Below are 24,547 nucleotides of genomic sequence, written 5' to 3' on the forward strand. Positions count from 1 at the left end.
GGGCCGGCTTCCTTTCATCGACCCAGTGCAAGGGGGAACTCCATGCGTAAGAACCATGCTTTGAAGCCGCTCGTGGCCGCCGCCATGGCAGCCGCCGTCCTGGCCGGTCCGGCCCACGCCGCCGACAAGAAAGTCAGCCTGCGGCTGTCGCACAACCTGCCCACCACCAACCCCCTGCACTACGGCGTGCTGGTTCCCTGGGCGCAGTCGATCGAAAAGGACTCGGGCGGCAGCATCGCGATCCAGGTATTCCCCGCGCAGCAACTGGGCCCCGCCAAGGACCACTACAACCTGGCCCGCGACGGCATCGCCGACCTGGCCTTCTACCTGGTGGGTATCGAGCCGGGCCGCTTCCCCATCGTCACCGCCGCCGAGATGCCCTTCCTGGTGTCCGACACCGCCAAGGGTTCGCGGGCGCTGTACGAGTGGTACCAGCCCTACGCCAAGAAAGAGATGGCCGACGTCAAGGTCTGCACCATGTTCTATGACGGCGGCGGCACCATCCATTCCAAGAAGCGCATCGAAAGCCCCACCGACCTGGCCGGCCTGAAGATCCGTTCCCCGAACGTCATGGCGGCCAACTTCTACCGCCTGTCCGGCGCCTCGCCCGTCCAGCTGTCGGCGTCCGACGCGGCCGAAGCCGTCGAGCGCGGCGTGGTGGACGCGATCTCGTTCCCCTGGAACCTGCTGCAGGCCCTGGGCGCGGACCGCGCGTTGACCTATCACCTCGACATGAACTTCTATTCGCTGGGCACGGCGATCCTGATGAACAAGTCGTCGTACGGCAAGCTGTCGGCCGACCAGAAGAAGGTCATCGACAACCACTGCAACGCCGACTGGGCCGAGCGCCTGCCCATGCCCTGGTACAACTGGGAACAGGAAGGCCGGGCCGCGCTGCTGAAGAAGCCGGGCCACACGGTCTATACGATCTCGGACGCCAAGGTCGGCGAATGGAAGGCCATGGCCGCCAAGGTCCGCGGCGAATGGGAAAACAGCGTCAAGAAGAACCGCGTCGACGGCGCCAAGGTGTTCGGCGAACTGCAGGACACGCTGAAGAAATACAACGCCGCCTACTGACCGTCCGACGGGCATCGCCATGAAACAACGTCTGCTTGCCTTCCTCGAGTTCGTGCCGTCGGTCCTGCTGCTGTGCATGGCGATACTCACGTCCGCATCGGTGGCCACGCGCTACCTCTTCGCCTACCCGCTTCCGGACGAGTACGAGATCTCGCGCCTGCTCCTGAGCGTGGTGGTGTGCTGGGGCATCGCGGCGGCCTTCCGCCATGACGACCACATCCAGCTCGACATCTTCTGGAGCGCGCTGGGGCCGCGCGCCAAGCGCGTACTGACCCGCATCGGCGCCGCGCTGTGCCTGTGCATCGTCGGCGGCTTCTCCTACGCCCTGGGCACCAAGGTCGTCGACGTCTTCGAAGCGGGGCTGCTGACCGTGGACCTGGAACTGCCGGTCTGGGGCTTCTACACCGCCGCCTGGCTCGGCACCCTGGCCTGCTTCTTCATCCTGCTCCAGCAGGTCATCGCTCCCCCCGAGCCGGAGGCCCACGACGGCCATCCGGACGCCACGGTCTGAACGGACGCACACCATGATCGGCCCCAATCTCGCCATCCTCATCGGCTTCGGCTCCCTGCTGCTGCTCTGCCTGCTGCGCGTCCCCATCGGCCTGGCCATGGGCGCCTCCGGCATCCTGGGCTTCGGCCTGATGACCGGCTTCGAGCCCGCCTTCAAACTGCTGTCGCACTCCGTCATTTCCACCTTCTCCGACTACACCATGGGGCTGGTGCCGCTGTTCATCCTGATGGGCACGGTGGCCGTGGCCTCGGGCATGAGCGGGGAACTGTTCCGCGCCGCGCAGCTCTGGCTGGGCAACTTCCGCGGCGGCCTGGCCGTGGCCACCGTGGCCTCGTGCGGCGGCTTCGCCGCCATCTGCGGCTCGTCGGCCGCCACCGCCGCCACCATGACGCGGGTCGCCCTGCCCGAGATGAAAAAGCACGGCTATTCGGAACGCCTGGCCACCGGCGTGATCGCGGCCGGCGGCACGCTGGGCGTGCTGATCCCGCCCTCGATCGCGCTGGCCGTCTACGGCTTGCTGACCCAGCAAAGCGTGGGCCTGTTGTTCATGGCCGGCGTCATACCGGGCATCATCGCCATCGCCATGTACATGCTGGTGGTCAAGGTGTGGCTGGCCGTGCGCCCGCAGGATGCGCCGGCAGGCCAGCAGGCCGCGATGCGCGAACGCCTGTCCAGCCTGACGCGGCTCGGTCCCATCATGCTGCTCATCCTGTTCGTCATCGGCGGCATCTATGGCGGCCTGTTCACGCCCACCGAGGCCGGTGCCGTGGGCGCCGCCGGCGCCATCGCCATCGTCGCGCTGGGCCGGCGCCTGTCCTGGAAGACGCTGTTCTCGTCACTGGCGGAAAGCGTCCGCATGGGCGCGGCCATCCTGCTGATCATGGCGGGCGCCGTGCTGTTCGGCTACTTCCTGGCCGTGACCGAGACGCCGCAGAAGGCGGCGCAACTGCTCATCGACGCCAACCTGGGCCGCTATGGCACGCTGCTCGTGATCATCGGCATCATGCTGGTGCTGGGCTGCCTGATCGATGCCCTGGCAGTGGTCATCCTGATCGTGCCCCTGGTCTATCCCATCGTGATGCAGCTGGGCTTCGATCCGATCTGGTTCGGCGTGATCGTGACCATGTGCGTGGAGCTGGGCCTCATCACCCCGCCCTTCGGGCTGAACGTGTTCGTGATCAAGGGCCTGTCCAAGCGCACCGACATCTGGACCATCTACAAGGGTGTCACGCCCTTCATCATCGTGGACCTGCTGCGCATAGGCCTCCTGATCGCCTTCCCCAGCCTGGTGCTGTTCCTTCCCGACATGGCGCGCTGAACGCGTAGTAGACGTACCCATGACCATGAAGACTGAGCCGCGCAGCGGCCGACTGGTGCGCGTGCGCACCACCCAGCAGGTCGAACTGACCGGATTCCTCGCGCCCGCCCCCGCGGCGGACGCCCCCGTGCTGATCAGCCTGCACGGCCTGAGCGGCAACTTCGACACCAGTTTCACCTTCGATTTCCTGCAAAGCCCCGACCTGGCCGGCGTCCACCTGCTGTCCATCGGATGCAGCGGCCACGGGAACATCGCCATGTCGCGGGTCGGCGCCGAACCGGTCTACAGGCTGACCGGCTCGGCGTTCGAGTATTTCGACGACTGCATTCCCGACCTGGCCGCGTGGATGGACTTCGCGGCCAGGTCGCACGCCGGCCCCATCGTCCTGATGGGCCATTCGCTGGGCGCCTCGAAAATCCTGCGCTATGCCGCGGCGACCGGCGACGCGCGCGTGCGCGGGCTGGTGCTGGCCTCGGCCGCCGACCTGCGCGGCGCCTTCTTCGCCCTGCATGGCGAGGAAAAGGCCGCGGCCTTCCTGGCCCAGGCGCGGCAATGGGTGGACGCCGGCCAGGGCCGCACGCTGATGGGAGAGGACTGCGTCCTGGGCCTGCTGCGGCAGCGCATTTCCGCGCAGACCCTGCTGGACCGCTTCGAGGAAGGCCGGCCCGCCGATACCTTCGACTTCCACGATCGCCGCTCGCCGCAGGCCTTCCGGGATCTTTCGACGATAACGGCGCCGATCCTGTCGCTGTACGGTTCCGAAGGCGAGATCGTCGGGACCGCCGGAGTCCGGGGCGCGATCGAACTGCTGCGCAGCCACGCGACATCCGCGCTATCGTTCTCGTCCGCGGTGCTGGGCGGCAACCATTGGTACGCCGGCCACGAGATCGAAGCGGCCGCCGTCATCGCCAACTGGCTGGCCGGACATGTCCGGAACACGAAGGAGCATCATGACTGACGCACGGGGAATCGCCGCGCTGGCCCAGGGCTACGCCCAGGGCAGCCTGGATCCGGTGGACGTCGCGCGCCAGGCGCTGGACCAGGCACGCGGCCCCGGCATGGACGCGGTCTTCATCACGCTGCTGGAAGAGCGCGCCATGGAAGAGGCCCGCGCCAGCCAGGCGCGCTGGCGCGAAGGCCGGCCCCTGGGGCCGCTGGACGGCGTGCCCCTGGCCTGGAAGGACCTGTTCGACATGGCGGGCACCGTCACCACCTGCGCGTCGGACACGCGCCGGCGGGCGGCGCCCGCCACGGCCGATGCGCCCGCCGTGCGCGCGCTCTCGGCCGCCGGCATGGTCAGCGTGGGCAAGACCAACCTGAGCGAATTCGCTTTCTCGGGACTGGGCATCAACCTGCATTTCGGTACGCCGCCCAACCCGCACGACGCTTCGGTCCCGCGCATCCCGGGCGGCTCCTCGTCGGGATCGGCCGTGGCCGTTGCCCGCCAGGTCGTCCCCTGCGCCATGGGCACCGACACCTCGGGTTCGATCCGGGTACCGGCGGCCCTGAACGGGCTGGTCGGCTGGAAGCCCAGTTCGGCCCGCTACGATCAACGCGACGTCTTTCCGCTGGCGCCTTCGCTCGACAGCATCGGCCCCCTGGTGCGGACCGTGGCCGATGCCTGCCTGATCGACGATGCCCTGCTGGGCCGCGCGCCGGTCCTGCGGACGAGCGCCGACCGCCCCGCCGCGCGGCTGGTGATTCCCTCGGGCATCGTCATGAGCGAGCTCGAACCGGGCGTGGCCGCCGCGTTCGAGGCCGCGGCCGAGCGCCTGTCCCGGCGCGGCTTCACCGTCGAACGCCGGTCGGTCCCCGCGCTGGACCTGACCCATTACCTGTTCGCCACGTTCGGCACGCTGGTGGGCATCGAGGCGGCCGCCGTACACCGCGAACTGCTGGACGATCCGGCGGCGCTCGCGCGGGTCGACGCCCGCATCGTGCAGCGGCTGCGGCTGGGCCAGGCCATCCCGGCGCCAAGCCGGCAGGCCCTGCGCGACAACCGGCCGCTGCTGGTGTCGGCCTTGGCCACGGCCCTCGCTCCCGGCGAGGCGCTGCTGTTTCCCACCGTGCCCATGGCGGCCCCGCCCATCGCGGCGCTGGCGGCCGATCCGGCCTGGTTCGCGCAATGCAATGCGCGCGTGCTGCGCAACACCATGATAGGCAGCTATCTGGACATGCCCACGCTCGCCCTGCCCTGCGGCACCGACGGCGCCGGCCTGCCCGCCGGCATGAGCCTGGCGATGGCGACCGGCCGCGACGAAGCCCTGCTGGCGCTCGGCCTTGCCGTCGAGCGCGAATTGGCGGCCTAGGACCTGTTCACGCCCAAAGGGGCTCGCCTCACCACTTCCGGCGGCCGGCCAACGTCTCGGCCAGCAGCCGGAAATCGCCCCGCAGCGACCACCAGGGATGGGTGAACGTGGCGGGGCGGTTCTTCTCGAAGAAGAAATGCCCGGTCCAGGCCAGGCCGTACCCGCAGGCCAGCGCGGCCACGAGCAGCCAGGGCTGGCGCAGCCCGGCCGCCAGCAATACCAGCAGCAGGGCCAGGCCCGTACCCGCGACGTGCAGGCGCCGGGATACGGGATGCGCGTGTTCCCCCAGGTAAAACCCGTAGAACTCATCGAAATTGCGATAACGCCGCGCGGCTTCGCGCATGTCCCGTCCTCCCGCAAATACCCATGACTGGGTAGCGCCTTTCTTGCGATCCCCCGTGTATCATCGTGTAACCAAACATCCATCCCGTGGGGGAATCACACCGATGAGAATACTCGCCGAAAAGGGGCAAGCGACCATGCCCTCGGTCCGGTCCGGCAATCATGGCATGCGCCGGGGCCGGGCGGCAGTGGCCGTGATGCTGTTGTCGGCCATGCTGGCCGCCTGCGGTGGCGGCAGCGGCGCCAAGCCGGCTCCCGAGGCCGGCAAGGTATCCGGCATGGTCACCTACGACTTCGTGCCGGCGGTCAAGTCCCAGGGACTGGACTACGCCAAGACCCGTGCGCTGCCGGTGCGCGGCGCCGTGGTGGAAGCCTTCAGCGGAGCCGAGATCCTGGGCAGCACCGTGACCGACGCCCAGGGCAGGTATTCCCTCGTGCTGCCTCCGGGCCGCGAGGTCAAGATCCGGGTGCAGGCGCGCCTGTTGCGCGAAAGCAAGGAAGGCGCCTGGAGCGTGGCGATACGCGACAACACCAAGCCGGGCTACACGGCGGTTCCCACCAACGCGCCCATCTATGCCATGGAAAGCAAGGCGCTGTCCGTGCCCCAGGAAAGCATGGTCCTCGACCTGCACGCGGCGTCGGGCTGGAGCGGCAGCAACACCGCGGGCAGCTACGCCGGCGCCCGCGCGGCCGCGCCCTTCTCCGTGCTGGACCAGGCCTACGGCGCCATGCAGCGCTTCCTGGCCATCGCGCCGGATATCAACTTCCCCCACCTGAACATCTACTGGAGCGAGAACAACGGGCCTGCCGAGGGCGAGCCGAAGAACGGCGACATCGGCACCAGCCACTTCAATTCCGAAGGCCCCGCTCCCGGCCTCTACATCCTGGGCAAGGAAGACGTCGACACCGACGAGTACGACACCGGCGTGCTGGTCCATGAATGGGGCCACTACTTCGAAGGCCGGATCTCGCGCTCGGACTCCGTGGGCGGCTCGCACGGCGCCGGCGACAAGCTCGACATGCGCGTGGCCTGGGGCGAAGGCTGGGGCAACGGGCTGGCCGGCATCGTGCGCAACGATCCCTTCTACGTCGACACCTCGGGCAAGAAGCAGCAGGACAGCTTCTACCTCGACGTCAGCGCACCGCCGGCTCCGCCCGACGATGCCGCCTGGTACAACGAATCGGCAATGCAGTACTTCATCTACCAGCTCGCGCAGCAGCCCGGCGGCTTCGAGACCACGATCTCCATCCTCCGCAACGAGCAGAAGCGCACGCCGGCCTTCACCAGCATCTTCCCGTTCGGCACCGCCCTGGCCAAACACCTCACCGACAGCACCGTGATCGGCAAGGTGAACGCGCTGCTGACCTCGGTCGGCACGCCCACGCTGGACGAGCTGGACGATTGGGGCGGCCCCGCGTCCTACACGATTCCGACCGTGCCGCCGGAAGTCGCCAAACCCTATGTCCGCTTCGATGCGCCCGCCGCCGGCGCCCCCGCGGCCACGCAGCAGGTATGCGTATCCAACCTGCTGGGCGGGGAATACAACAAGCTGGACCAGGGTCGCTTCCTGCGGCTCGAAGTGCCCAGCGCGGGCACCTACCGGCTGAGCGCGACCCTCGTCTCGCCCCCGGCTTTGGTAACCAAGGCCCACTTGTGGCTGTCCCGCCAGGGTGTGAAGATCCAGGAGGACGACGACGCGGTCGAAAGCACGCTCGAAGCCGGCACCTACACCGCCTTCCTGGTGGATACCGCGCTGACCAACGGTGGCGACGACGACGAGGACAGCGCCGCCCCCGACCCCGGCCCCGCCCCGGTCCCCGCCAACACCCGTGTCTGCTACCAGGTGAGTCTCGAACGTACTTCCGCAGGAGCCCTGTAATGCGCCCGCCTCTGAACATCGCCGCCGCCCGCCTGGCCATCCTGCTGGCGGCCGCTCTTCCCATTCTTCCCGCCTGCGCCCATGAAGCCCGGCAAGCGCCCGCGGCGACGGCTCCGGCCACCGGCGCCAACGCCTTCGTGGCGCGTCCAGGCAAGCCCGGCGACCTCGTCGCCGTCTCGGTCCGGGCGCCGTCGGCGCCGCTGGCCACGGGCCCCGCTTCCGTTGGTCTGTCGCTGCGCGGATCGCCGGGGGTGACCCAGGTGGAACTGAAGTACGGCGTCGAAGGCGCGCTGCGCGTGGATGCGGCGTCGCCCACGGTCGTCCCGCTGGATGCCCAGCGGCGCGCCGTCGTCGAGGTGCCCGTCACGGTGTTGGGCACCGGGGTGCACTACCTGAACGTCTACGTCACGGCCAACGGACGGCACAGTGCCTTCTCGGTGCGCCTGGACGCCGGCCAGGCGGCCACCCGGAACCGCAAGCAGTCCGCGCCCGACCAGGGCGACTTCGTCGTGCTGCCGGCGCAGGAAACCCGCTCCGGCGGTACCGCGCAATAGCCCGGTCCCGGGCGGCGCGTCCGCGCCGCCATCCCGCGCACCGGCCGGGCGCCATGCCCGGCCGGCCGCGCAACGCTCAATCCACCTGCACGCCTATCATCTTCGCGATCTCGCCCTGGCGCCGATACTCCTTGTGGACGAAATCGGCGAACTCGCGGCGGCTCATCGGCGAATTGATCGAACCACGCTCTTCCATGGAACGCTCGAACGCCGGATCGCTCAGCACGGCGTTCACCGCCTGGTGCAGGCGATCCAGCCGCTCGGGCGGCGTTCCCTTGGGCACGAACAGACCGTCCCAGGCAAACAGCTCATACCCCGGCACCCCGCTTTCGGACAGCGTGGGCGCGTCCGGCAGCGTGGGAATGCGCTGCGGCGTGGAAACGGCCAGCACCTTGATCTGCTTGCTCTTGGCCAGCGGCACGAGATAGGGCGCGACGTCGATCATGAAGGACACGCGGCCCGACCGTACGTCGGTCGAGGCCGGCGCGCCGCCCTTGTAGGGCACGTGCGTAAGGTCGATCTTCGCCATCTGCTGGAGCAGGCCACAGGCCATGTGCGACGCCGTGCCGTTGCCGGCCGAGGCGCAGGTCAGTTCGCCCGGGTGCTTCTTCGCATAGCCGATCAGTTCCTGCGCGGAATTGAACGGCGAGTCGGGACTGACGAACATCACCATCGAGATGACCGAAAAACGCGCGACCGGCTCGAAATCGTCCGGCGCGTAGCCCACCGCCTTGTACAACCAGTGGTTGGTCGCCATCGTGCCGTTCGTGCCGAACACCACCGTCTGTCCGTCCGGGGCGGCGCGGGCGCCGGCGGCGGTGCCGATGTTGCCCCCAGCCCCAGCCCGGTTGTCGATGATGATGGGCTGGCGCAATTGCTTTTCCATTTCACGCGCATACAGCCTGGCCAGCGTGTCGCCGCCGCCGCCCGCGACGAAAGGGACGATCATGGTCAGCGGACGCTGGGGCCACTCGGCGGCGCCGGCCGCGGCGGCACCCGACGCCATCGCGGCCAGCAGGGCCAGGGTGCCGAGGATGCGGGCCGGCTTCCCGTTCTTTTTCACATGCATGCTTGTCTCCTTGTCTTGTCTGTGAACCTGTCCCGGTCAATCCACCCCGGCTTCCAGCAGCTCGACCGGGTCGCCGTAGCGGGCGGCAATCGCGACCACCTCGGGATCGCGCAGCGCGCACAGGAAACCCTGGTCGATCAGGGTGTTGCGCCCTGCCGTGACGGTGGCGTCCAGGCACACCAGGTCCATGTGCACGGGCGGCTCTTCCCAGTCGGGCAGCACGCGGCGGATGTAGTCGTTCGGCTTGGCCAGGTCGATGCCGAAATGCAGCGCCCCCGGGGCGTTCGAACCGGCGGGATAGATGGTGTGGCGCGGCGCCTTGGGATTGAAGCCGCAGCCGCCGCCTTCGATCATGCGGCCGCCCACCAGCATGTCGCGCAGGATCTTCGCCTCCTCTGAATTGCCCTCGACCGCGCTGACGTATTCGCCTTCGAAACGCACGGCGATCCGTTCTTCGAAAGGCCGGGCGAAGCCCACTGCCCACTGCGGGTAGATCACGCCCGACATCGGTGTCTTGACGGCGTGGTCGTTGCGCACCGCCGTCCGGTCCCAGAGGTTGGGACCGTGGGTCGGCAGGTAGTGCACGTAGCAGCCGGGCTCCTCGGCCGTCGTCACGCCGCGCCAACGATTGGACGACAGCATCGTGTCGCGCGTTTCCGGCGTGAAGCCGATGCGGAAATCGGTCCCGCGCGCGTCGGTGAAATGCAGGTCGAAATCCTCTCCCTTGGGATAGCGGCCGGCCGTGGCCCGGCACAGCGCCCCCACGATCTCGCTCGGAAAGCGCGCCTGCGGCGTGTGCAGCAGGTCGAGATTGCGGAAGTAGGTGATCTTCACCCAGCGCTGCCCCTGCTTGCGCATCGCGATGCAGAACGGGTCCTCGATCGAACAGAACCAGGTGGACACCACGAAGTCCGCCTGCTCGAGCAGGCCTTTCACGGGCTCCGGCACCTCGGTCACGCGCGAATTGGGTTCGGTATAGACGCGCACCTGCGCGCCGCGCGCCTTGGCCAGCCCCACCACCGCATCGACCACCCGGGTATCGAGCAATTGATCGGTCAGCATCAACACGCGCTCGCCCGGCCGGATGGCGAACACCTTGGCGAAGTTGTCCAGCGCCTGGAAGAAGTGCTTGGTCTGCACGACGGAGTCGGCCAGCGCAGGCGGCAGGCCCACGAAGGCGGAAGATGGGATCATGGCTTCCTCTTTCTTAGATCTATAATTAAATTGCATGCAAATTATTGGGTAATTTTCTTTTTTATTCAATATCAATCTAATTTTGCATGCAAATCAGTATGATCCCGACATAGCGGTTACTATCCCCCGCACCAAGGACTACGACGCTCGTCCCCGGCAGATGGCCACTCAAATACACACCGTCGCAGGCGAACTGCGCCGACGCATCATGTCCGGCACCTATCCGCCCGGCGAACGGCTGGTCGAACTGCAGCTCGCGGCGGACCTGGGCGTCTCGCGCACGCCCATCCGCCTCGCGTTCGAGGAACTGGTCAAGGAAGGCCTGCTGGAGCGGCTACCGACCCGTGGCTTCCGGGTCAAGGCGGTGGACCTGGACGACCTTGCCAACGCCCTGGACGTACGCGGCACGCTGGAAGGCATGGCGGCGCGGCTGGTGGCCGAGCAAGGCGCGCGGCCGGAGGTGACGCAGGCCCTGCGCGATTGCGTGGAGGAAGGCTGGAGCCTGCTCGAGGATGCGGCCGGCAACGGCTATCGCGTGGAAACGCCTCGCTGGTCCGCCATGAACGAGAAATTCCATGCCGTGCTGATCCAGGCCGCGGGCAACCCGCCGCTGGCCAGCGCGCTGGCGCACGTCTCGCAGATCCCGCTGGTGGGCGCGGCCGTGCTGGGCCTGGGCCTGGACGACACCATGCCGCAACCCGAATACGCCTACATCCATCGCGCCCAGCAGGACCACGACGACATCGTCGCGGCCATCGAACTGGGCGAAGGCGCACGCGCCGAAAACCTGATGCGCGAACACGTGCGCCGCAGCCGCGACAACAAGCGCCGCATCTACCAGCTCCGCATCGATGCCCTGCGCCGTCCGGCCAGGTAAGGACATGGCGCGGCCGCTACAATAGGGCCATTGCAAACTATCGCGGAACAGGTGGTCACATGGCTCGCATGATTTATTGCGTCAAGCTCAAGAAAGAAGCCGAAGGTCTGGACTTCCCTCCCTACCCGGGCGAACTCGGCACCAAGATCTGGCAGAACATTTCCAAGCAGGCCTGGCAGGAATGGGTCCAGACCCAGACCCGCCTCGTCAACGAAAACCGCCTGAACCTCGCCGACGCCCGCGCCCGCAAGTACCTGCAACAGCAGATGCAGCGCTATCTATTCGAAGACGGCAACGTCGAAGCACAAGGCTACGTCCCGCCGAATTAAGCCCCCCCGTACTAGGCCCCCCCCTACGCCCTTCGGGCGCCCCCCAGGGGGCGGCGCTGGCGGACCGGCAAAGCCGGATCCGCTGCGCCCTGGGTCTGGGGACGCTCACGGAAGAAAGACGGCCTTGCTTGTACGCAAGGCCGTTTTCATTTTCAACCGAACCAGCTGCCAGGCAGTATCGCCAGTCCCCGCCAGCCCGTTGTTACCCCAGGATGCGGTGGATCCGGCTCCGCCGGTCCACCCGAATCGCCCCCTGGGGGGCGCCCGAAGGGCGTAGGGGGGGTCCACTACCCCGCCGCGGCTTCCCGCTCGACGTTGTCCACGCCCGTGTGGCGCACGTCGCGGCCCTTGACCATGTAGACCACGAGCTCGCACATGTTCTTGGCGTGGTCGCCGATGCGCTCGAGCGCCTTGGCGATGAACAGCAGTTCGATGGAACGCGAGATCTTGCGCGGGTCTTCGATCATGTAGGTGATCAACTGGCGGATCACCCCCTGCCACTCCGAGTCCACCGACTTGTCCTGGCGGACGACCTGGGCCGCGGCCTGGGCGTCCAGGCGGGCGAAGGCGTCCAGGGCCTTGCGCAGCATCGTGACGACGGTGTTGGCCATGTGCCAGAGCTCGACGGCGGGCATGTTGACGCGGCCGGCCTCGTGGATGAGCTTGGCCATGCGGGCGATCTTCTCGGCCTCGTCGCCGGCGCGCTCCATGTCGGTGATCATCTTGATGACCGTGATGATCATGCGCAGGTCGCCCGCGGTGGGCTGGCGGCGGGCCAGGATGTGGCTGCACGCCTCGTCCAGGTCCACCTCGAAGCGGTTGACCTCGGTATCGCGCACGATCACGCGCTCCAGCGCGGCGAGATCGCCGTTGGCCAGGCCATCGATGGCGCCGGTGATCTGGGATTCGACCAGGCCTCCCATCTGCAGGAAGCGCGACCGGACCTCCTCGAGTTCGGCGTCGTATTGTTTGTGGGTATGTTCAGTCATGCCGGCTCCCAGCGGAAGAACAATGGGCCTGGCCGTTTGTGCCCCGGCCGCATGGGCAATGCACCGCGCAGTTTATGAACGTCATGTGACAGGAATATGTCTCCGAAGTCGGCCACGCGGTCAATGTAGGCTAGGCGTGGCGCGGCTTGTCCAGCCGGCGCACGCCGGACTGCGTGGCCAGCAGGGCCACGTCCGCGCCGCGCAGCGCGAACAGGCCGCAGGTCACCACGCCAGGCAGGTCGTTGATCACCTTTTCCATGCCCTGGGCCTCGGCGATCTGCATGCCGTGCACGTCCAGGATGACGTTGCCGTTGTCGGTGACGAACCCTTCGCGCAGCCGGGGCTGCCCGCCCAGCAGGCGCAGCGCCCGGGCTACCGCCTCGCGGGCCATAGGTATCACCTCGACCGGAAGCGGAAAGGCCCCCAGTTGCCCGACCAGCTTGGACTCGTCGGCGATGCAGATGAAGCGCTCGGCCACCGAGGCGACGATCTTCTCGCGGGTCAGCGCGCCGCCGCCGCCCTTGATCATGTGCAGGTGGTCGTCGATCTCGTCCGCGCCGTCGACGTAGATGGGCATGAACGCCACGTCGTTCAGGTCGAATACCGGCAGCCCGTGGCCGGCCAGGCGCGCCGCGCTGCGATCGGAACTGGCGACCGTGCCGCGGATGCGCCCCTTGTAGGCGGCCAGTCCGTCGATGAACAGGTCGGCCGTCGACCCCGTGCCGACTCCGATGACCACGTCGGGCGCCGCCACTTCGGCGACGAAGGCAAGCGCCGCGTCGGCCGCCTGCTGTTTCAGTTCCTGTTGAGAAAGCATAATAGGTGGTGCAAAGACGGTGCTAAGGGTTGCCAGCAGACACTTTAGCACTTGGACGCGCGAACGCCACCGGCGTTCCGGCCGACGCGCGGGCACGCGCGCAGTGAAGGGGCATTATGCTGATAGAAATAGACGTCACCACCACACTCCTGGTCGCCATCGTGGTGCTGTTGATCGGGCGCTGGCTGATCGGCCGCATCCCCCCGCTGCAACGCTACAACATCCCCGAGCCGGTGGTGGGCGGGATGCTGGCGGCCATCGCCATCACGATCGCCAAGGTCGCCGCCAGCACCGAGCTGTCGTTCGACATGGCGCTGCAGACGCCCTTCATGCTGGCCTTCTTCGCCACGGTGGGCCTGGGCGCCGACGTCAGGACGCTGGTGCGCGGCGGCCGGGGGGTGGTCCTGTTCCTGATCGCCATCGCCATCATGCTCGTGCTGCAGAACGCCATCGGCCTGGCCGGCGCCTTCAGCATGGACCTTCATCCCCTGAACGGGCTGCTGGCCGGCTCGATCACGATGCTGGGCGGCCACGGGACCGGCGCGGCCTATGCCACCCAGTTCTCCGACGTCGACAACCTGCAGGGCGCCATGGAGCTGGCCATGGCCTGCGCGACGTTCGGCCTGGTGCTGGGCGGCATCATAGGCGGACCCGTGGCCCAGCGCCTCATCACGCGCCACGGCCTGACGCCGGGCGACGGCAGCTCGGCGCCATCCGGCCAGGCCGGCGCCGACGCGCCTTCCCAGGCGCCCCGGCCGCTGACCCTGCCGCTCTTTCTCGAGACCCTGCTGCTGATCGTGGCGTGCGTGGTGGTCGGCAGCACGCTGGGGGAGCTCATGAAAGGCAGGCTGCTGACCCTGCCTCCCTTCGTCTGGACCCTGTTCACCGGCGTCGTGCTGCGTAACGTACTGGGGCTGGCCCGCATCCGCGAAGTCGACGACGACGCGGTGCAACTGTTCGGCGGCGTGGCGCTGTCGCTGTTCCTGACCATGGCGCTGATCTCGCTGCGGCTGTGGGAGCTCGTGTCGCTGGCGCTGCCCATCCTGGCGATCCTGGCGGTGCAGACGGCCTTCGTCGCGGCCTATACCAGTCTGGTCACCTTCCGCATCATGGGCGCCAACTACGACGCGGCGGTGCTGGCCGCCGGCGCCTGCGGCATCGGCCTGGGCGCCACGCCCACCGCCATCGCCAACATGCAGGCGGTCACGAACAAGTACGGCCCCTCGCCCCAGGCCTTCCTGATCCTGCCCATCGTCGGCGCATTCCTGATCGACATCACCAACGCGCTGGTCATCCAGGGTTATCTCGGCCTGCCTCTTTTCGGCTTCTGACAGCGAGCGCAACCATGATCCGACGATTGCTTCTTCTCGTCCTGGCCGCCCTGCTGCTGTCGGGCTGCAGCCGCGGGCCCGACCAGTCCGAGGTCCGGGCCGCCGTGGAGAACCGCCTGCAGGCGGTCTTCGCCAAACCGGTGCTGGACGTGGAATCCCTGCGGCGCCTGGGCAGCGGCCCGCTGGCCGATGCGCCCGATGGCGCGGCCCGCCGCATCGTCTATTTCAACGGACGCTTCCGCCTGGCCCGCGACTATGCCTTCGGCGACTGGCAATCGCTCAATCCGGCCGCGCTGGCCACGCTGCTGGGCGCGACCGAACGCGGCGTCGAAGGTATCGCGCGCGACGGCAACCGCGCCGGCGACATCCTGCTGGTGCGCGGTTCGGTCACGTTCCGCGAAGGGCCCGACGGATGGCAGCCGGTGGATTTCGTGCCGCCACCGCAGGCCACGGCCAGCCAGGCCGCCGCCGGTTCGCCGGCCCGTGCCACCATCGAACGCATCCAGAACCTGTTCAACACGCTGCCCCCCAACAGCCCGCGCGCCCGCGCCATCATCACCGAGGAACTGGCGGCGGCCGACCGGCAGATCACGCGTCGCCTGGACCGGCTGCGCCGCGCCTTCGTGGTCGCGGGCGGACCGCAAGCCGGCGAGTACGACCTGATCGCCCGCACCATCGCGGCGCGCCTGACGGCGCAAGGTTTCAGCGCCAGCGGCTCGTCCACCCAGGGCAGCATCGAGAACCTCCAGTTGCTCCAGCGAGGCGCGGCCAACATCGCGCTCGCGCAGGGCGACATCGCCAGGCAGGCCTACCTGGGACAGGACGCCTTCGGCGGCACGGCCCACAACCCCAGCCTGCGCGCCATCGCCAGCCTGTACCCGGAAGCCTTCCACATCGCCGTGCTGGCCGACGGCCCGGTCCAGTCCATCGCCGATCTGCGTGGACGACGGCTCGATGCCGGCCTGGCCGCGTCCGGCAGCCGCGCCTCGACGCTGCAGGTACTGGCCGCGCACGGAGTGCCGGAAAACAGCGTGGAACTCGTCGCCAGCGCCGACTTCGACCAGGCGGTGCAAGCCCTGCTCGACAGGCGCGTCGACGCGATCGCCAGCGTGATCCATGCGCCCGCGCGGCAACTGCAGCGCCTGGCCGCCGACCACCGGGTGCGCATCCTGCCATTGTCCCCGCCCGCGATCGCGCAGCTCGCGCGGGACGATCCCGCCTTCGTGCGCCTCGTGCTCGCGCCCGGCACCTATCCGGGCCAGGGCGCGCCCATCGCCACGGTGGGCGTCACCGCGTTGCTGGTCACCGGCGCCGACACGCCCGCGGACGAAGTGCGCAGCGTATTGCAGGCGGTGTTCGAACAGGCCGACTTCGTGGCGGCTGGCAGCCCGGCCGGCGGACAGATCACGCGCGCGACCGCCCGCGAAGGCGTGACCATCCCCATGCACGAGGCCGCCGACCGCTATTTCCAGGCGGCCCCGGCGCCGCGCTAGATCGCGTCAACCCCCCGGCGGCCACGCGCGGGCCAGCAGCTCCGCGCACACGGCGTCGCCGTGGCCGGTGTCGCTGTCGCCGTACAGCCAGCTGGCCTGCGCCAGCCGGGCCGCCACGAAGGCTTCTCCCACCAGGCCGCCCGGCGCCTCCAGCAGCAGCGCCGCCTGCATCAGCCCGGTCAGCAGGCCGGCGATGCGGCGCGCCTTGAACTCGGCCTGGCCGTCGCCCGCGCACAGGTCCATCCAGGTCTGCCAGGCCGAGCGGAACTCCGGACTGCCGCCGCCCCGCTCGCGCAGGTGTTCGCCCAGCGCCTCGAACGCCTGCGGATCGCGCCGGATCGCGCGCAGCACGTCCAGGCACATGACGTTGCCCGACCCCTCCCAGATCGCGTTGACGGGCGCCTCGCGGTAGAGCCGGGGCATCGGGCCGTCTTCGACGTAGCCATTGCCGCCGCATGCCTCCATGCATTCGGCAATGGCCGACACGGCGCGTTTGCAGACCCAGTACTTGGCCGCCGGCGTGACGATGCGCCGTATGGCCCGCTCCAGCGGCGCATCGGACTCGAAGGCGCGCGCCAGCCGCAGGCCCAGCGCGGTCGCGGCCTCGCTTTCCAGGGCGAGATCGGCCAGGACGTGGCGCATCAGGGGCTGGTCGCGCAGCGGCCGGCCGAACGCCCGGCGCCGCGAACAGAAGTGCAGCGCCTGGACCGTGGCCTGCCGCAGCAGCGCGGCACTGCCCAGCACGCAGTCCAGCCGCGTGTAGGTCGCCATCTGCACGATGGTGGCCACGCCACGCCCCGGCTCGCCCAGCATGGCGCCCCATGCGCCGTGGAATTCGACCTCGGCGCTGGCGTTGCTGCGATTGCCCAGCTTGTCCTTCAGGCGCTGGATGCGCACGCCGTTGCGGCGGCCGTCGGGCGCGTAGCGCGGCACGAAGAAGCACGACAGCCCTTCATCGGCCTGGGCCAGCACCAGGTGGGCGTCGGACTGGGGCACCGAATAGAACCACTTGTGGCCCTCGAGCAGATAGCCCCGCCCCCGGCCGGAAGCTCCGCATGGCACGGCCCGTGTCGTATTGGTCCGCACGTCCGAACCGCCCTGCTTCTCGGTCATCCCCATGCCGATCAGCACGCCGCGCTTACCGGCCACCGGGGCATCCGACGCGTCGTAGTGGCGGGCATGAAGGCGCGGCAGCCAGTCGCGGGCGAAGTCGACCTCTCCGGCCGGTTCGCCCGCCAGCACGGGAATCGCGCCGAAGGTCATGGTGGTCGGGCAGAGCGTGCCTGCCTCGACCTGGCCCTGCATGAGGTAGCCTGCCGCGCGCTCGACCATGGCGCCCGGCGCGGGCGCCGCCCATGGCGCGGAATGCAGGCCGCGCGCGACGATGTCTGTCATCAGGACATGCCAGGCGGGATGGAAGCGCACCTCGTCGATGCGGCGCCCGACCGGATCCAGGGGCACGAAGCGCGGCGGGTGCTCGTTGGCGTCGCGCCCGGCGTCCATGGCCTCGCGGCTGCCCAGCCAGCGGCCCTGCTCGCGCAGGGATGCCTCGGCATGGCCGGCCCCTTCGCGCCGGACCGCTTCCCGCAGCGCGGGGTCGGTGTCGTACAGGTTGTAGCCGCTGCGCGGCTCCACCACGTTGAACGCGTCGTCCCGGTCGCTGTCCGTCATGATCGCTCCCCGCCGTCGCGGCGGCTTGGCCGCCATGCCCGCAGTGTAGCGCCGACCGCCGCGGACTCAGGCCGCCACGGTCTCGGCCGGATCGCCGTCGCGCAGCCTGGCCACGTCGCGCAGGGGCGGCGAGCCGAACAGGCGGCTGTATTCGCGGCTGAACTGGGAAGCACTTTCATAGCCGACCCGGCGCGCCGCGCTGCCGGCGTCCAGCAACTCGGACAGCATCAGCATGCGGGCCTCGCGCAGGCGCAGCTGCTTCTGGAACTGCAGCGGGCTCATGGCCGTGACGGCCTTGAAATGATGATGCAGCGAGGACGGGCTCATGTTCACCGCCTGGGCGAGCGCCTCGATGCGCAGCGGCTCGGTGTAGTTTTCCTTGATCCAGGCAATGGCGCGGGCGATCTGGCTGGAAGCCCCGGCCGACAGGGCCGCCTGGCGCAGCCGCCGCCCCAGTTCGCCGGTCAGCACCCGGTACAGGATCTCGCGCTCGGCCAGCGGCCCGAGCACCGGCAGGTGCTCGGGCGTATCCAGCAGGCGCACCAGGCGCAGCATGGGCTCGATCAGGGCCAGCGGCGTCGTCCCGACCGCCAGCCCACGCATGCCGGGAGCCTCGGGAGCAGATGGCAGGCCGTGCTCGCCCACCAGTTCGCCCAGGCGCTGCGGGTCGATGTCCAGCGCCACGCACAGATACGGTTCGGCCCGCGACGCGCAGGTGATGCGGGCCTGCACCGGCAGGTCGAACGAGGACAGCAGGAAGTGGCGCTCGTCGTACTCGTAGACGGCTTCGCCCAGTTCGACGCGCTTGGCGCCCTGCGCGGCGATCGTGAGCGAAGGACGATAGAAGCCGCAGTTCGATCCCGAGGGACCGGAGAAGCGCACGAACGACAGCCCCGGATACGCGCTGGGATGCGTCCCGTCGACCGGCGCGTGCCGCGCGATGCAGCTGGCCAGCTCGCGCCGCGCGGCGGCCAGCCGCCCTGGGGCTTCGTCCGATGCAACGGTATCGAGGGGAAGAGCCGGCTGGGACATGGTCATCGCGGGAAGCAGGCGCGGAGCGACGATATTGCCATGCTCAGACCGCCTTGCGCAAAGGCGTGCGGATCGGCAGGGTACGCACGCGTTCCCCGGTCGCCTCGAAGATCGCATTGGCCAGGGCCGGCGCCAGCGGCGGTACGCCGGGCTCGCCCACGCCGGTGGGGTCGTCCTGGGACGGCACGATGTGCACCTCGACACGCGGCATCTCGTTGATGCGCAGCACGGGATAATCGTGGAAGTTGCTCTGCACCACGGCTCCCTTGTCGAGCGTGATGGCGCCATGCAGGGCCGTCGACAGCGCGAAGCCTATGCCGCCCTCCATCTGCGCCTTGACCACGTCCGGATTGATCGCCAGCCCGCACGCCACGGCACACACGACGCGATCCACCTTCAGTTCGCCCCCGGCATCCACGCTCACCTCGACCACCTGCGCGACCACGCTGTTGAAGGACTCGTGCACCGCCACGCCCCGGCCCCGGCGCACGCCGCTTTTCCCCGCCGCCAGCGGACGGTCCCATTGCGCGGCGCGCACCGCCGTCTCCAGCGCCGCCAGGTGGCGCGGATGGCCCTTGAGCAGCTCGCGCCGCAAAGCCACCGGATCGCGGCGCGCGGCATGCGCCGCCTCGTCGACCAGCGTCTCGGCGGTGAACGCGGTGTGCGTATGCCCGACCGACCGGTACCACTGCACGGGTACCCGCACGTCGTCGGGAGTATGCAGCTCCACGCTCAGGTTGGGGATGCCGTAAGGCAGGTCGGACAGGCCCTCGACCGAGGTCGCGTCGATGCCGTTCTTGACCATGAATTCCTCGAACACGGAACCCTTGATCAGCGATTGCCCGACCACCCGCACCTGCCATCCCTGCAGCCTGCCCCGCTCGTCCAGCGCGAGCCTGGCGCGGTGCAGGTAGGCGGGCCGGTAGTAGCCGCCTCGCATGTCATCCTCGCGCGTCCACACCATCTTGACCGGAACGTCGAATCCCGCCTTGCGCGCACCCTGCGCGATGGCGACGGCCTCGACCACGTAGTCGGCGTGCGGGCTGGCACGCCGGCCGAAGCTGCCGCCGGCATACAGCTGATTGATCGTGACGTGCTCGGGCGCGATGCCGAGATAGTCGGCCACGGCCTTCTGGTCCATGGTCTGGAACTGCTCGCCGTTCCAGATCTCGCACCGGCCGTCGCCCAGTTGCACGACGCAGTTCAGCGGCTCCATGCTGGCATGGGCCAGGAACGGGAACTCGTAGTCCGCCTCGATCACCTTGGCGGCCTTGGCGAACGCGGTCTCGACGTTGCCGCGCGTGGCGGCGGGCAAGCCCGGGCGCGACGCGGCCTGGCGATACCGGGCCAGGAGTTCGTCGCTGCCCTCGGTGTAGGCGCGGCTTTCATCCCACCGCACCTTCAGGGCATCGCGCCCGGTGCGTGCGGCCCAGGTATTGCGCGCCAGCACCGCGACGCCGGCCGAGCGATGCGCCGAACCCTCGAAAGGAATCGCCGCCACCACGCCGGGGACGGCCAGGGCGGCGCTGGCGTCGTAGCCGGCCACGGTCGCACCGAAACGCGGCGCGTGGGCCGCGATGGCGACCAGCATGCCAGGCAGCTTGACGTCCTGCGTGAAACGGGCACGGCCGTGCACCTTGTCGGCCGAATCCGTTCGCCGCAGCGACGCCTTGCCGATCAGGCGGAAATCCTTGGGCGACTTCAGCCTGGGCCTGGCGGGCACAGGCTGCGCCGCGGCGGCCGCGGCCAGTTCGCCGAACCCGGCCTGCCGGCCCGACGCGGCGTGGCGGACGACGCCTTCGCGCACCGTGATCGTGGCCGGGTCGACCTTCCACGCCTGCGCCGCCGCCCCGACCAGCATCGCGCGCGCGGCGGCGCCCGCCTCGCGCATCTGCTTGAAGGAGTTGGCCATGGCCGTGCTGCCGCCGGTACCTTGTATGCCCATGGCCAGGTTCTTGTAGCGCGCCGTGTCGGCGGGCGCGCCTTCGACCCGTACCTGCGCCCAGTCCGCGTCCAGCTCATCGGCCACCAGGGTCGCCAGGCCCGTATAGGCCCCCTGCCCCATCTCCACGTGCTTGGCGTACACCGTCACGCGGCCCTGGGTATCGATGGACAGAAAGGCATTGGGAACGAAGGGGTCCGCCTTGTCCGCCGGTTGCGCCGCCAGGACGCCGGGCAGCTGCCAGCCCAGCACGAGCACGCCCGCGCCTTGCACGAACCGGCGGCGGCTGACGTTGACCAGGGAGGCTTGATGGCGGTCCGCATGGTTGTCGAGGGTGAATGCCATGATGCCTTCCCCCTCAAGCCAGCGCCTGGGCGGCGCGATGGATTGCGGCCCGGATACGGACATAGGTCGCGCAGCGGCAGGCATTGCCGCTCATCGCTCCGTCGATGTCCTCGTCCGTGGGACGCGGGTTCGTGCGCAGCAGCGCGGCGGCCGACATGATCTGGCCCGACTGGCAGTACCCGCATTGCGCGACGTCCAGTTCCTGCCACGCGGCCTGCACCGCACGGCCCACGGCGTCGCTCCCCACGCCTTCGATGGTCGTGACGGGCTTGCCTTCGATGGACGACACCGGCGTCACGCAGGCACGCACCGGCTCGCCGCCCACATGCACCGTACAGGCGCCGCACAGCGCCATCCCGCACCCGTATTTCGTGCCGGTCAGGTTTGCCAGATCGCGCAGGGCCCATAGCAGCGGCATCTCGCCGGGCGCGTCCAGCGCAGTCTGTTTGCCATTGATCTCGAGCTGAATCGCCATTGCCACGTCCCCTGCGGAAAAGATGCCGGATCCCTATCCGGCCCGGAACAGAGGTTACGTAAGGCGATAGCCCGGGGACAATACCGATTCCTGCGTGTGTTTTGCCTGATCCTGCAAACGCCGGGCCAGGCCAGCGGCGTCACGGCGACTCGACGAGTTTCCTCAAGCGGCCGATGGCGCGGTCCCACCCGGCCGAGATCGCGTCCAGGAACGCCCTGGCCTCGTCCACGCGGCGCGGATCCAGGGCGTACAGCACCTCGCGGCCATGGCGCTCGCGTACGACGAGATCCGCCGCCTCCAGCACCTGGAGATGCTTGACGATGGCCTGCCGCGAAATGTCCCTGCCCTCGGCCAGCGCGGTGGCCGACAGGGCTCCGCCGGCCAGCAGATGGGCGACCAGGGCCAGCCGGGTCGCATCGCCCAGCGCGGCGAACACCCGCGCCAGTTCATGCTCACGCACCTTCGACATGGCGCCGGATGTTGTCGGCCTGGGCACTCCAGCCACCATCGTTCATCATGAAGGCCCGTTCGCGCCGGTGTGCCGGCACGCGCTCGAAGCCCGACTCGGTAATGGTCAACCGCGTGCCCTCGGGGATGGGTTCCAACTGGAACTCGACCAGGGTCGTCGGCTCCTGCCCGGGATCGCAGTCCGCGTCGATGCCGAACGGCACCCAGCGGAAGCTGAAGAGACGCGGCGCTTCCATGCGCTCGACGGTGCAGAACACCTCATGCGGCAGCGGCTGCCGTATCGCCGCCCGCTGCAGGCCCAGCGAGGCCTGGTAGCGCTCGATCTCGTCCTGGTCGAAGCCGCCCTCGAAGCTGCCGGTGATGGCGCGGCCGGGGGCGAAGGGGTGGTCCAGCTTGACACCGAACCACTGCGCGAACTCCTGGATATTGGTCAGGGCGTGCCACACGCGCTCGACCGGCGCGCGCAACACGACCTGCTTTTCGATGCGGTCGTACGTCTTCATGGGAGACCCCTTCTGCAACGTTTCGGTTGCAGTATATCGAGGCCCGGGATACGTGCAACCATTCTGTTGCACATTTTTACGGCCTCATGCCGCCGCCACGGCCGCGGACACGAACAGCCCCAGCACGCACATCATGCTGGCGACGTGCGCGGCCGAGCGCAGGCCCGGCTTGTCGCCCAGGTACCAACCGATGAACAGCAGCCGCGCCGCGACCCAGGCCAGCGCCCAGCCATCCGCCAGGTGCTGCGGGGTACCGGCCAGGTGCGCGATGATCACCGCCGCGGCGAAACCCGGCAGGGTCTCGAATGCGTTCAGGTGCGCGCTCCAGGCGCGCTTGGCGATGCCTTGTATGCGGTTCGGGAAATCGCGCGGATCGCGGTTGTCGCGCAACGGCCGCGCCCTGTTCCGGGCGATACCGAAGCAGACGTAGGGCATCAGTACCGCGACGAACACACACCAGAATGCGATGGTCATGCCAGCCTCCCCGGGGGCCTGGCCCCGCGTGTCTTAGTTGTCCGCTTCCCCGTCGGCCTCGTCGGCCGCGAGGTTGTCGTCCTCGGTCCCCAGCAACTGGCGTGTCTCGCCTTCCGGCAGGGCTTCGACGGTTTTCAGGTTGCGCAGCATGGCGCGGGTGCGCACCTCGGTCTGTCCGATCTTGTTGCTGGCGGTTTCCAGCGTCTTCTTCACGCTGGCCAACGCGTCGCCGAACTTGCCGAATTCCGACTTGACCGCGCCCAGTACCTTCCAGACCTCGGACGAACGCTGCTCGATGGCCAGCGTCCGGAACCCCATCTGCAGGCTGTTCAGCAGCGCGGCCAGGGTGCTGGGGCCGGCCACGTTGATGCGCAGCGCATGCAGCTTGTCCATCAGGCCGGCCCGCCGCAGGACCTCGGCGTACAGCCCCTCGGTGGGCAGGAACATGATGGCGAAATCGGTGGTGTGCGGCGGCGCGATGTACTTGGAGCCGATGCGGCGGCCCTCCAGCTCCACGCCGCGCTCGAAGGCCTGCCCGGCGGCGCGCACGGCATCGAGGTCGGCGCGCTCCTGCGCGTCCACCAGCCGCTCGTATTCCTCCTTGGGGAACTTGGCGTCGATCGGCAGCCACACCGGTACGGCATCGTCACCGCGTCCCGGCAGGCGGATGGCGAACTCCACCAGTTCGTCGCTGCCGGGCACCGGCTTGATGTTGCGGGCATACTGCGCCGGCGTCATGGTCTGCTCGATCAGCATGCCGAGCTGCACTTCGCCCCAGGTCCCGCGCGTCTTCACGTTGGTCAGCACGCGCTTGAGGTCGCCCACGCCGGCCGCCAGCGATTGCATTTCGCCCAGCCCCTTGTGCACGGCCTCCAGCCGGTCGGAGACCAGCTTGAAGGACTCGCCCAGCCGCTGTTCCAGCGTGGCGTGCAGTTTCTCGTCCACGGTGCGGCGCATCTCCTCGAGCTTCACGGAGTTGTCGGCCTGCATGTCCTTGAGGCGCTGCTCCACGGTCGTGCGGACCTCGACCATGCGGCGCTCGTTGGCCTCGGTCAGCACGCGCAATTGTTCGGAGAAACGATCGGCGAAGCGCTGCAGGGCCTGCGCGCTCTCGTCGCGGTTGGCCGCGGCGTCGCGGGTCAGCGAAATGCGCAGCGCCTCGAAGCGTTCCTGCAATTGCGCCGTCAGCGTGGTCAGGTTCTGGGCGAAAGCGTCGAGCTGCTGGTTCAGCACCTGGGCCTGCTGCGCCTGCTGGCCGCCCAGCGCCTGCATGCCCTGGGCCAGCGTCTGGCCCAGTTCGGTGCGCAGCCCGCGCGTGGACTCGGCCAGTTCCGACCGCAGGCCACGCTGGCTCTCGGTGATGTCGGCCCGCAGCGTGCGCTCCAGGCGCTCCTGCTCGGTCAGGATCTGGTCCAGGCGCGGATCCGCCCCCGGCTTGCGCAGCAGCGCCAACAGTGCGAACAATGCCGCGAGCACGGCAGCGACGGCGCTGCCCCACAACAGGTATTCGGTCAAGACTCGGCCCCCAAAACCAGGGATTTTAGGCT

Annotated in this window: 24 protein-coding genes; 11 read left to right on the top strand and 13 right to left on the bottom strand. The window is 68.9% G+C overall.

Annotated elements, in window-relative coordinates; genetic code table 11:
- The first annotated feature begins 42 nt into the window (after positions 1 to 42).
- From N5K27_RS14595 to N5K27_RS14615, 5 genes are read left to right on the top strand one after another with little or no spacing between them, the layout of a single operon-like run.
- On the top strand, positions 43 to 1,077 hold the full coding sequence (locus tag N5K27_RS14595; RefSeq protein WP_207958666.1) for a TRAP transporter substrate-binding protein: 1,035 nt from the start codon (positions 43 to 45) through the stop codon (positions 1,075 to 1,077).
- Positions 1,078 to 1,096: 19 nt separating this feature from the next.
- Complete coding sequence (locus tag N5K27_RS14600) at positions 1,097 to 1,588, top strand: TRAP transporter small permease (protein WP_217896334.1); 492 nt, start codon at positions 1,097 to 1,099, stop codon at positions 1,586 to 1,588.
- Positions 1,589 to 1,601: 13 nt separating this feature from the next.
- Positions 1,602 to 2,906 carry a TRAP transporter large permease gene (locus tag N5K27_RS14605; protein ID WP_087841306.1) on the top strand — a complete coding sequence of 435 codons (1,305 nt, stop codon included), beginning with the start codon at positions 1,602 to 1,604 and terminating at the stop codon, positions 2,904 to 2,906.
- Positions 2,907 to 2,925: 19 nt separating this feature from the next.
- Complete coding sequence (locus N5K27_RS14610; RefSeq protein WP_132980105.1) at positions 2,926 to 3,864, top strand: alpha/beta fold hydrolase; 939 nt, start codon at positions 2,926 to 2,928, stop codon at positions 3,862 to 3,864.
- A complete protein-coding gene (locus tag N5K27_RS14615) occupies positions 3,857 to 5,215 on the top strand; it encodes an amidase family protein (protein ID WP_087841308.1) in 1,359 nt (452 codons plus the stop codon). The genes N5K27_RS14610 and N5K27_RS14615 overlap by 8 nt, the downstream gene beginning before the upstream one ends.
- A gap of 28 nt (positions 5,216 to 5,243) precedes the next feature.
- On the opposite strand, the gene N5K27_RS14620 is transcribed toward N5K27_RS14615, so the two are convergent.
- Positions 5,244 to 5,558 carry a DUF962 domain-containing protein gene (locus N5K27_RS14620; RefSeq protein WP_087841309.1) on the bottom strand — a complete coding sequence of 105 codons (315 nt, stop codon included), beginning with the start codon at positions 5,556 to 5,558 and terminating at the stop codon, positions 5,244 to 5,246.
- A gap of 103 nt (positions 5,559 to 5,661) precedes the next feature.
- On the opposite strand from N5K27_RS14620, the gene N5K27_RS14625 reads away from it, so the two are divergent.
- Together N5K27_RS14625 and N5K27_RS14630 are read left to right on the top strand one after the other, a co-directional pair.
- A complete protein-coding gene (locus N5K27_RS14625; RefSeq protein ID WP_132980102.1) occupies positions 5,662 to 7,437 on the top strand; it encodes a hypothetical protein in 1,776 nt (591 codons plus the stop codon).
- Positions 7,437 to 7,991, top strand: coding sequence for a hypothetical protein (locus N5K27_RS14630; protein WP_087841311.1), 555 nt, complete (start codon positions 7,437 to 7,439; stop codon positions 7,989 to 7,991). Before N5K27_RS14625 ends, N5K27_RS14630 begins: the two co-directional genes overlap by 1 nt.
- A 76-nt stretch (positions 7,992 to 8,067) precedes the next feature.
- Here N5K27_RS14630 and N5K27_RS14635 read toward each other — a convergent pair whose 3' ends face one another.
- Both N5K27_RS14635 and N5K27_RS14640 read right to left on the bottom strand, forming a co-directional pair.
- On the bottom strand, positions 8,068 to 9,060 hold the full coding sequence (locus N5K27_RS14635; RefSeq protein WP_087841312.1) for a tripartite tricarboxylate transporter substrate binding protein: 993 nt from the start codon (positions 9,058 to 9,060) through the stop codon (positions 8,068 to 8,070).
- Between the two features lie 36 nt (positions 9,061 to 9,096).
- Positions 9,097 to 10,254: a hypothetical protein gene (locus N5K27_RS14640; RefSeq protein ID WP_087841313.1), complete on the bottom strand. Its 1,158-nt coding sequence runs from the start codon at positions 10,252 to 10,254 to the stop codon at positions 9,097 to 9,099.
- Positions 10,255 to 10,414: 160 nt separating this feature from the next.
- Between N5K27_RS14640 and N5K27_RS14645 the strand changes: the two genes are divergently transcribed.
- The gene (locus tag N5K27_RS14645; RefSeq protein WP_132980100.1) at positions 10,415 to 11,131 is read left to right on the top strand and encodes a GntR family transcriptional regulator; all 717 of its coding nucleotides are present in this window, start codon (positions 10,415 to 10,417) and stop codon (positions 11,129 to 11,131) included.
- Positions 11,132 to 11,190: 59 nt separating this feature from the next.
- Positions 11,191 to 11,460 (top strand): oxidative damage protection protein, encoded by a 270-nt coding sequence (locus tag N5K27_RS14650; RefSeq protein ID WP_087841315.1) that lies wholly within the window; start codon positions 11,191 to 11,193, stop codon positions 11,458 to 11,460.
- 287 nt (positions 11,461 to 11,747) lie between these two features.
- On the opposite strand, the gene phoU is transcribed toward N5K27_RS14650, so the two are convergent.
- Complete coding sequence (gene phoU, locus N5K27_RS14655) at positions 11,748 to 12,449, bottom strand: phosphate signaling complex protein PhoU (RefSeq protein WP_124690040.1); 702 nt, start codon at positions 12,447 to 12,449, stop codon at positions 11,748 to 11,750.
- Between the two features lie 130 nt (positions 12,450 to 12,579).
- Positions 12,580 to 13,266: a ribose-5-phosphate isomerase RpiA gene (gene rpiA / locus N5K27_RS14660; RefSeq protein WP_279817281.1), complete on the bottom strand. Its 687-nt coding sequence runs from the start codon at positions 13,264 to 13,266 to the stop codon at positions 12,580 to 12,582.
- Positions 13,267 to 13,382: 116 nt separating this feature from the next.
- Between rpiA and gltS the strand changes: the two genes are divergently transcribed.
- Together gltS and N5K27_RS14670 are read left to right on the top strand one after the other, a co-directional pair.
- Positions 13,383 to 14,597, top strand: coding sequence for a sodium/glutamate symporter (gene gltS / locus N5K27_RS14665; protein WP_254914681.1), 1,215 nt, complete (start codon positions 13,383 to 13,385; stop codon positions 14,595 to 14,597).
- 14 nt (positions 14,598 to 14,611) lie between these two features.
- The gene (locus N5K27_RS14670; RefSeq protein WP_279817284.1) at positions 14,612 to 16,090 is read left to right on the top strand and encodes a TAXI family TRAP transporter solute-binding subunit; all 1,479 of its coding nucleotides are present in this window, start codon (positions 14,612 to 14,614) and stop codon (positions 16,088 to 16,090) included.
- Positions 16,091 to 16,096: 6 nt separating this feature from the next.
- Here the strand turns inward: N5K27_RS14670 and N5K27_RS14675 are convergent, their stop codons facing one another.
- The 8 genes from N5K27_RS14675 to rmuC all read right to left on the bottom strand — a co-directional run bounded on the left by N5K27_RS14675 (position 16,097) and on the right by rmuC (position 24,515).
- Positions 16,097 to 17,761, bottom strand: coding sequence for an isovaleryl-CoA dehydrogenase (locus N5K27_RS14675; RefSeq protein ID WP_279817286.1), 1,665 nt, complete (start codon positions 17,759 to 17,761; stop codon positions 16,097 to 16,099).
- A gap of 66 nt (positions 17,762 to 17,827) precedes the next feature.
- Positions 17,828 to 18,793: an AraC family transcriptional regulator gene (locus tag N5K27_RS14680; RefSeq protein ID WP_087841511.1), complete on the bottom strand. Its 966-nt coding sequence runs from the start codon at positions 18,791 to 18,793 to the stop codon at positions 17,828 to 17,830.
- A gap of 43 nt (positions 18,794 to 18,836) precedes the next feature.
- Complete coding sequence (locus tag N5K27_RS14685; RefSeq protein ID WP_132980098.1) at positions 18,837 to 21,080, bottom strand: xanthine dehydrogenase family protein molybdopterin-binding subunit; 2,244 nt, start codon at positions 21,078 to 21,080, stop codon at positions 18,837 to 18,839.
- A gap of 13 nt (positions 21,081 to 21,093) precedes the next feature.
- Positions 21,094 to 21,555 (bottom strand): (2Fe-2S)-binding protein, encoded by a 462-nt coding sequence (locus N5K27_RS14690; protein WP_087841320.1) that lies wholly within the window; start codon positions 21,553 to 21,555, stop codon positions 21,094 to 21,096.
- Between the two features lie 139 nt (positions 21,556 to 21,694).
- Positions 21,695 to 22,024: a metalloregulator ArsR/SmtB family transcription factor gene (locus N5K27_RS14695; RefSeq protein WP_087841321.1), complete on the bottom strand. Its 330-nt coding sequence runs from the start codon at positions 22,022 to 22,024 to the stop codon at positions 21,695 to 21,697.
- A complete protein-coding gene (locus tag N5K27_RS14700; RefSeq protein WP_279817290.1) occupies positions 22,008 to 22,526 on the bottom strand; it encodes an SRPBCC family protein in 519 nt (172 codons plus the stop codon). The genes N5K27_RS14695 and N5K27_RS14700 overlap by 17 nt, the downstream gene beginning before the upstream one ends.
- Positions 22,527 to 22,610: 84 nt before the next feature.
- Positions 22,611 to 23,000, bottom strand: a complete 390-nt coding sequence (locus tag N5K27_RS14705) for an MAPEG family protein (RefSeq protein ID WP_087841323.1) — start codon at positions 22,998 to 23,000, stop codon at positions 22,611 to 22,613.
- 33 nt (positions 23,001 to 23,033) lie between these two features.
- Positions 23,034 to 24,515: a DNA recombination protein RmuC gene (gene rmuC, locus N5K27_RS14710; protein ID WP_087841324.1), complete on the bottom strand. Its 1,482-nt coding sequence runs from the start codon at positions 24,513 to 24,515 to the stop codon at positions 23,034 to 23,036.
- Positions 24,516 to 24,547: the final 32 nt, after the last annotated feature.

The sequence above is a fragment of the Pigmentiphaga sp. GD03639 genome, from assembly GCF_029845405.1.
GTDB lineage: Bacteria > Pseudomonadota > Gammaproteobacteria > Burkholderiales > Burkholderiaceae_B > Pigmentiphaga > Pigmentiphaga daeguensis.

Excerpts from the sequence above, each read along its gene's own strand:
- N5K27_RS14595 (WP_207958666.1), top strand. The coding sequence starts at position 43 with ATGCGTAAGAACCATGCTTTGAAGCCGCTCGTGGCCGCCGCCATGGCA.
- N5K27_RS14600 (WP_217896334.1), top strand. The coding sequence starts at position 1,097 with ATGAAACAACGTCTGCTTGCCTTCCTCGAGTTCGTGCCGTCGGTCCTG.
- N5K27_RS14605 (WP_087841306.1), top strand. The coding sequence starts at position 1,602 with ATGATCGGCCCCAATCTCGCCATCCTCATCGGCTTCGGCTCCCTGCTG.
- N5K27_RS14610 (WP_132980105.1), top strand. The coding sequence starts at position 2,926 with ATGACCATGAAGACTGAGCCGCGCAGCGGCCGACTGGTGCGCGTGCGC.
- N5K27_RS14615 (WP_087841308.1), top strand. The coding sequence starts at position 3,857 with ATGACTGACGCACGGGGAATCGCCGCGCTGGCCCAGGGCTACGCCCAG.
- N5K27_RS14620 (WP_087841309.1), bottom strand. The coding sequence starts at position 5,558 with ATGCGCGAAGCCGCGCGGCGTTATCGCAATTTCGATGAGTTCTACGGG.
- N5K27_RS14625 (WP_132980102.1), top strand. The coding sequence starts at position 5,662 with ATGAGAATACTCGCCGAAAAGGGGCAAGCGACCATGCCCTCGGTCCGG.
- N5K27_RS14630 (WP_087841311.1), top strand. The coding sequence starts at position 7,437 with ATGCGCCCGCCTCTGAACATCGCCGCCGCCCGCCTGGCCATCCTGCTG.
- N5K27_RS14635 (WP_087841312.1), bottom strand. The coding sequence starts at position 9,060 with ATGCATGTGAAAAAGAACGGGAAGCCGGCCCGCATCCTCGGCACCCTG.
- N5K27_RS14640 (WP_087841313.1), bottom strand. The coding sequence starts at position 10,254 with ATGATCCCATCTTCCGCCTTCGTGGGCCTGCCGCCTGCGCTGGCCGAC.
- N5K27_RS14645 (WP_132980100.1), top strand. The coding sequence starts at position 10,415 with ATGGCCACTCAAATACACACCGTCGCAGGCGAACTGCGCCGACGCATC.
- N5K27_RS14650 (WP_087841315.1), top strand. The coding sequence starts at position 11,191 with ATGGCTCGCATGATTTATTGCGTCAAGCTCAAGAAAGAAGCCGAAGGT.
- phoU (WP_124690040.1), bottom strand. The coding sequence starts at position 12,449 with ATGACTGAACATACCCACAAACAATACGACGCCGAACTCGAGGAGGTC.
- rpiA (WP_279817281.1), bottom strand. The coding sequence starts at position 13,266 with ATGCTTTCTCAACAGGAACTGAAACAGCAGGCGGCCGACGCGGCGCTT.
- gltS (WP_254914681.1), top strand. The coding sequence starts at position 13,383 with ATGCTGATAGAAATAGACGTCACCACCACACTCCTGGTCGCCATCGTG.
- N5K27_RS14670 (WP_279817284.1), top strand. The coding sequence starts at position 14,612 with ATGATCCGACGATTGCTTCTTCTCGTCCTGGCCGCCCTGCTGCTGTCG.
- N5K27_RS14675 (WP_279817286.1), bottom strand. The coding sequence starts at position 17,761 with ATGACGGACAGCGACCGGGACGACGCGTTCAACGTGGTGGAGCCGCGC.
- N5K27_RS14680 (WP_087841511.1), bottom strand. The coding sequence starts at position 18,793 with ATGTCCCAGCCGGCTCTTCCCCTCGATACCGTTGCATCGGACGAAGCC.
- N5K27_RS14685 (WP_132980098.1), bottom strand. The coding sequence starts at position 21,080 with ATGGCATTCACCCTCGACAACCATGCGGACCGCCATCAAGCCTCCCTG.
- N5K27_RS14690 (WP_087841320.1), bottom strand. The coding sequence starts at position 21,555 with ATGGCGATTCAGCTCGAGATCAATGGCAAACAGACTGCGCTGGACGCG.
- N5K27_RS14695 (WP_087841321.1), bottom strand. The coding sequence starts at position 22,024 with ATGTCGAAGGTGCGTGAGCATGAACTGGCGCGGGTGTTCGCCGCGCTG.
- N5K27_RS14700 (WP_279817290.1), bottom strand. The coding sequence starts at position 22,526 with ATGAAGACGTACGACCGCATCGAAAAGCAGGTCGTGTTGCGCGCGCCG.
- N5K27_RS14705 (WP_087841323.1), bottom strand. The coding sequence starts at position 23,000 with ATGACCATCGCATTCTGGTGTGTGTTCGTCGCGGTACTGATGCCCTAC.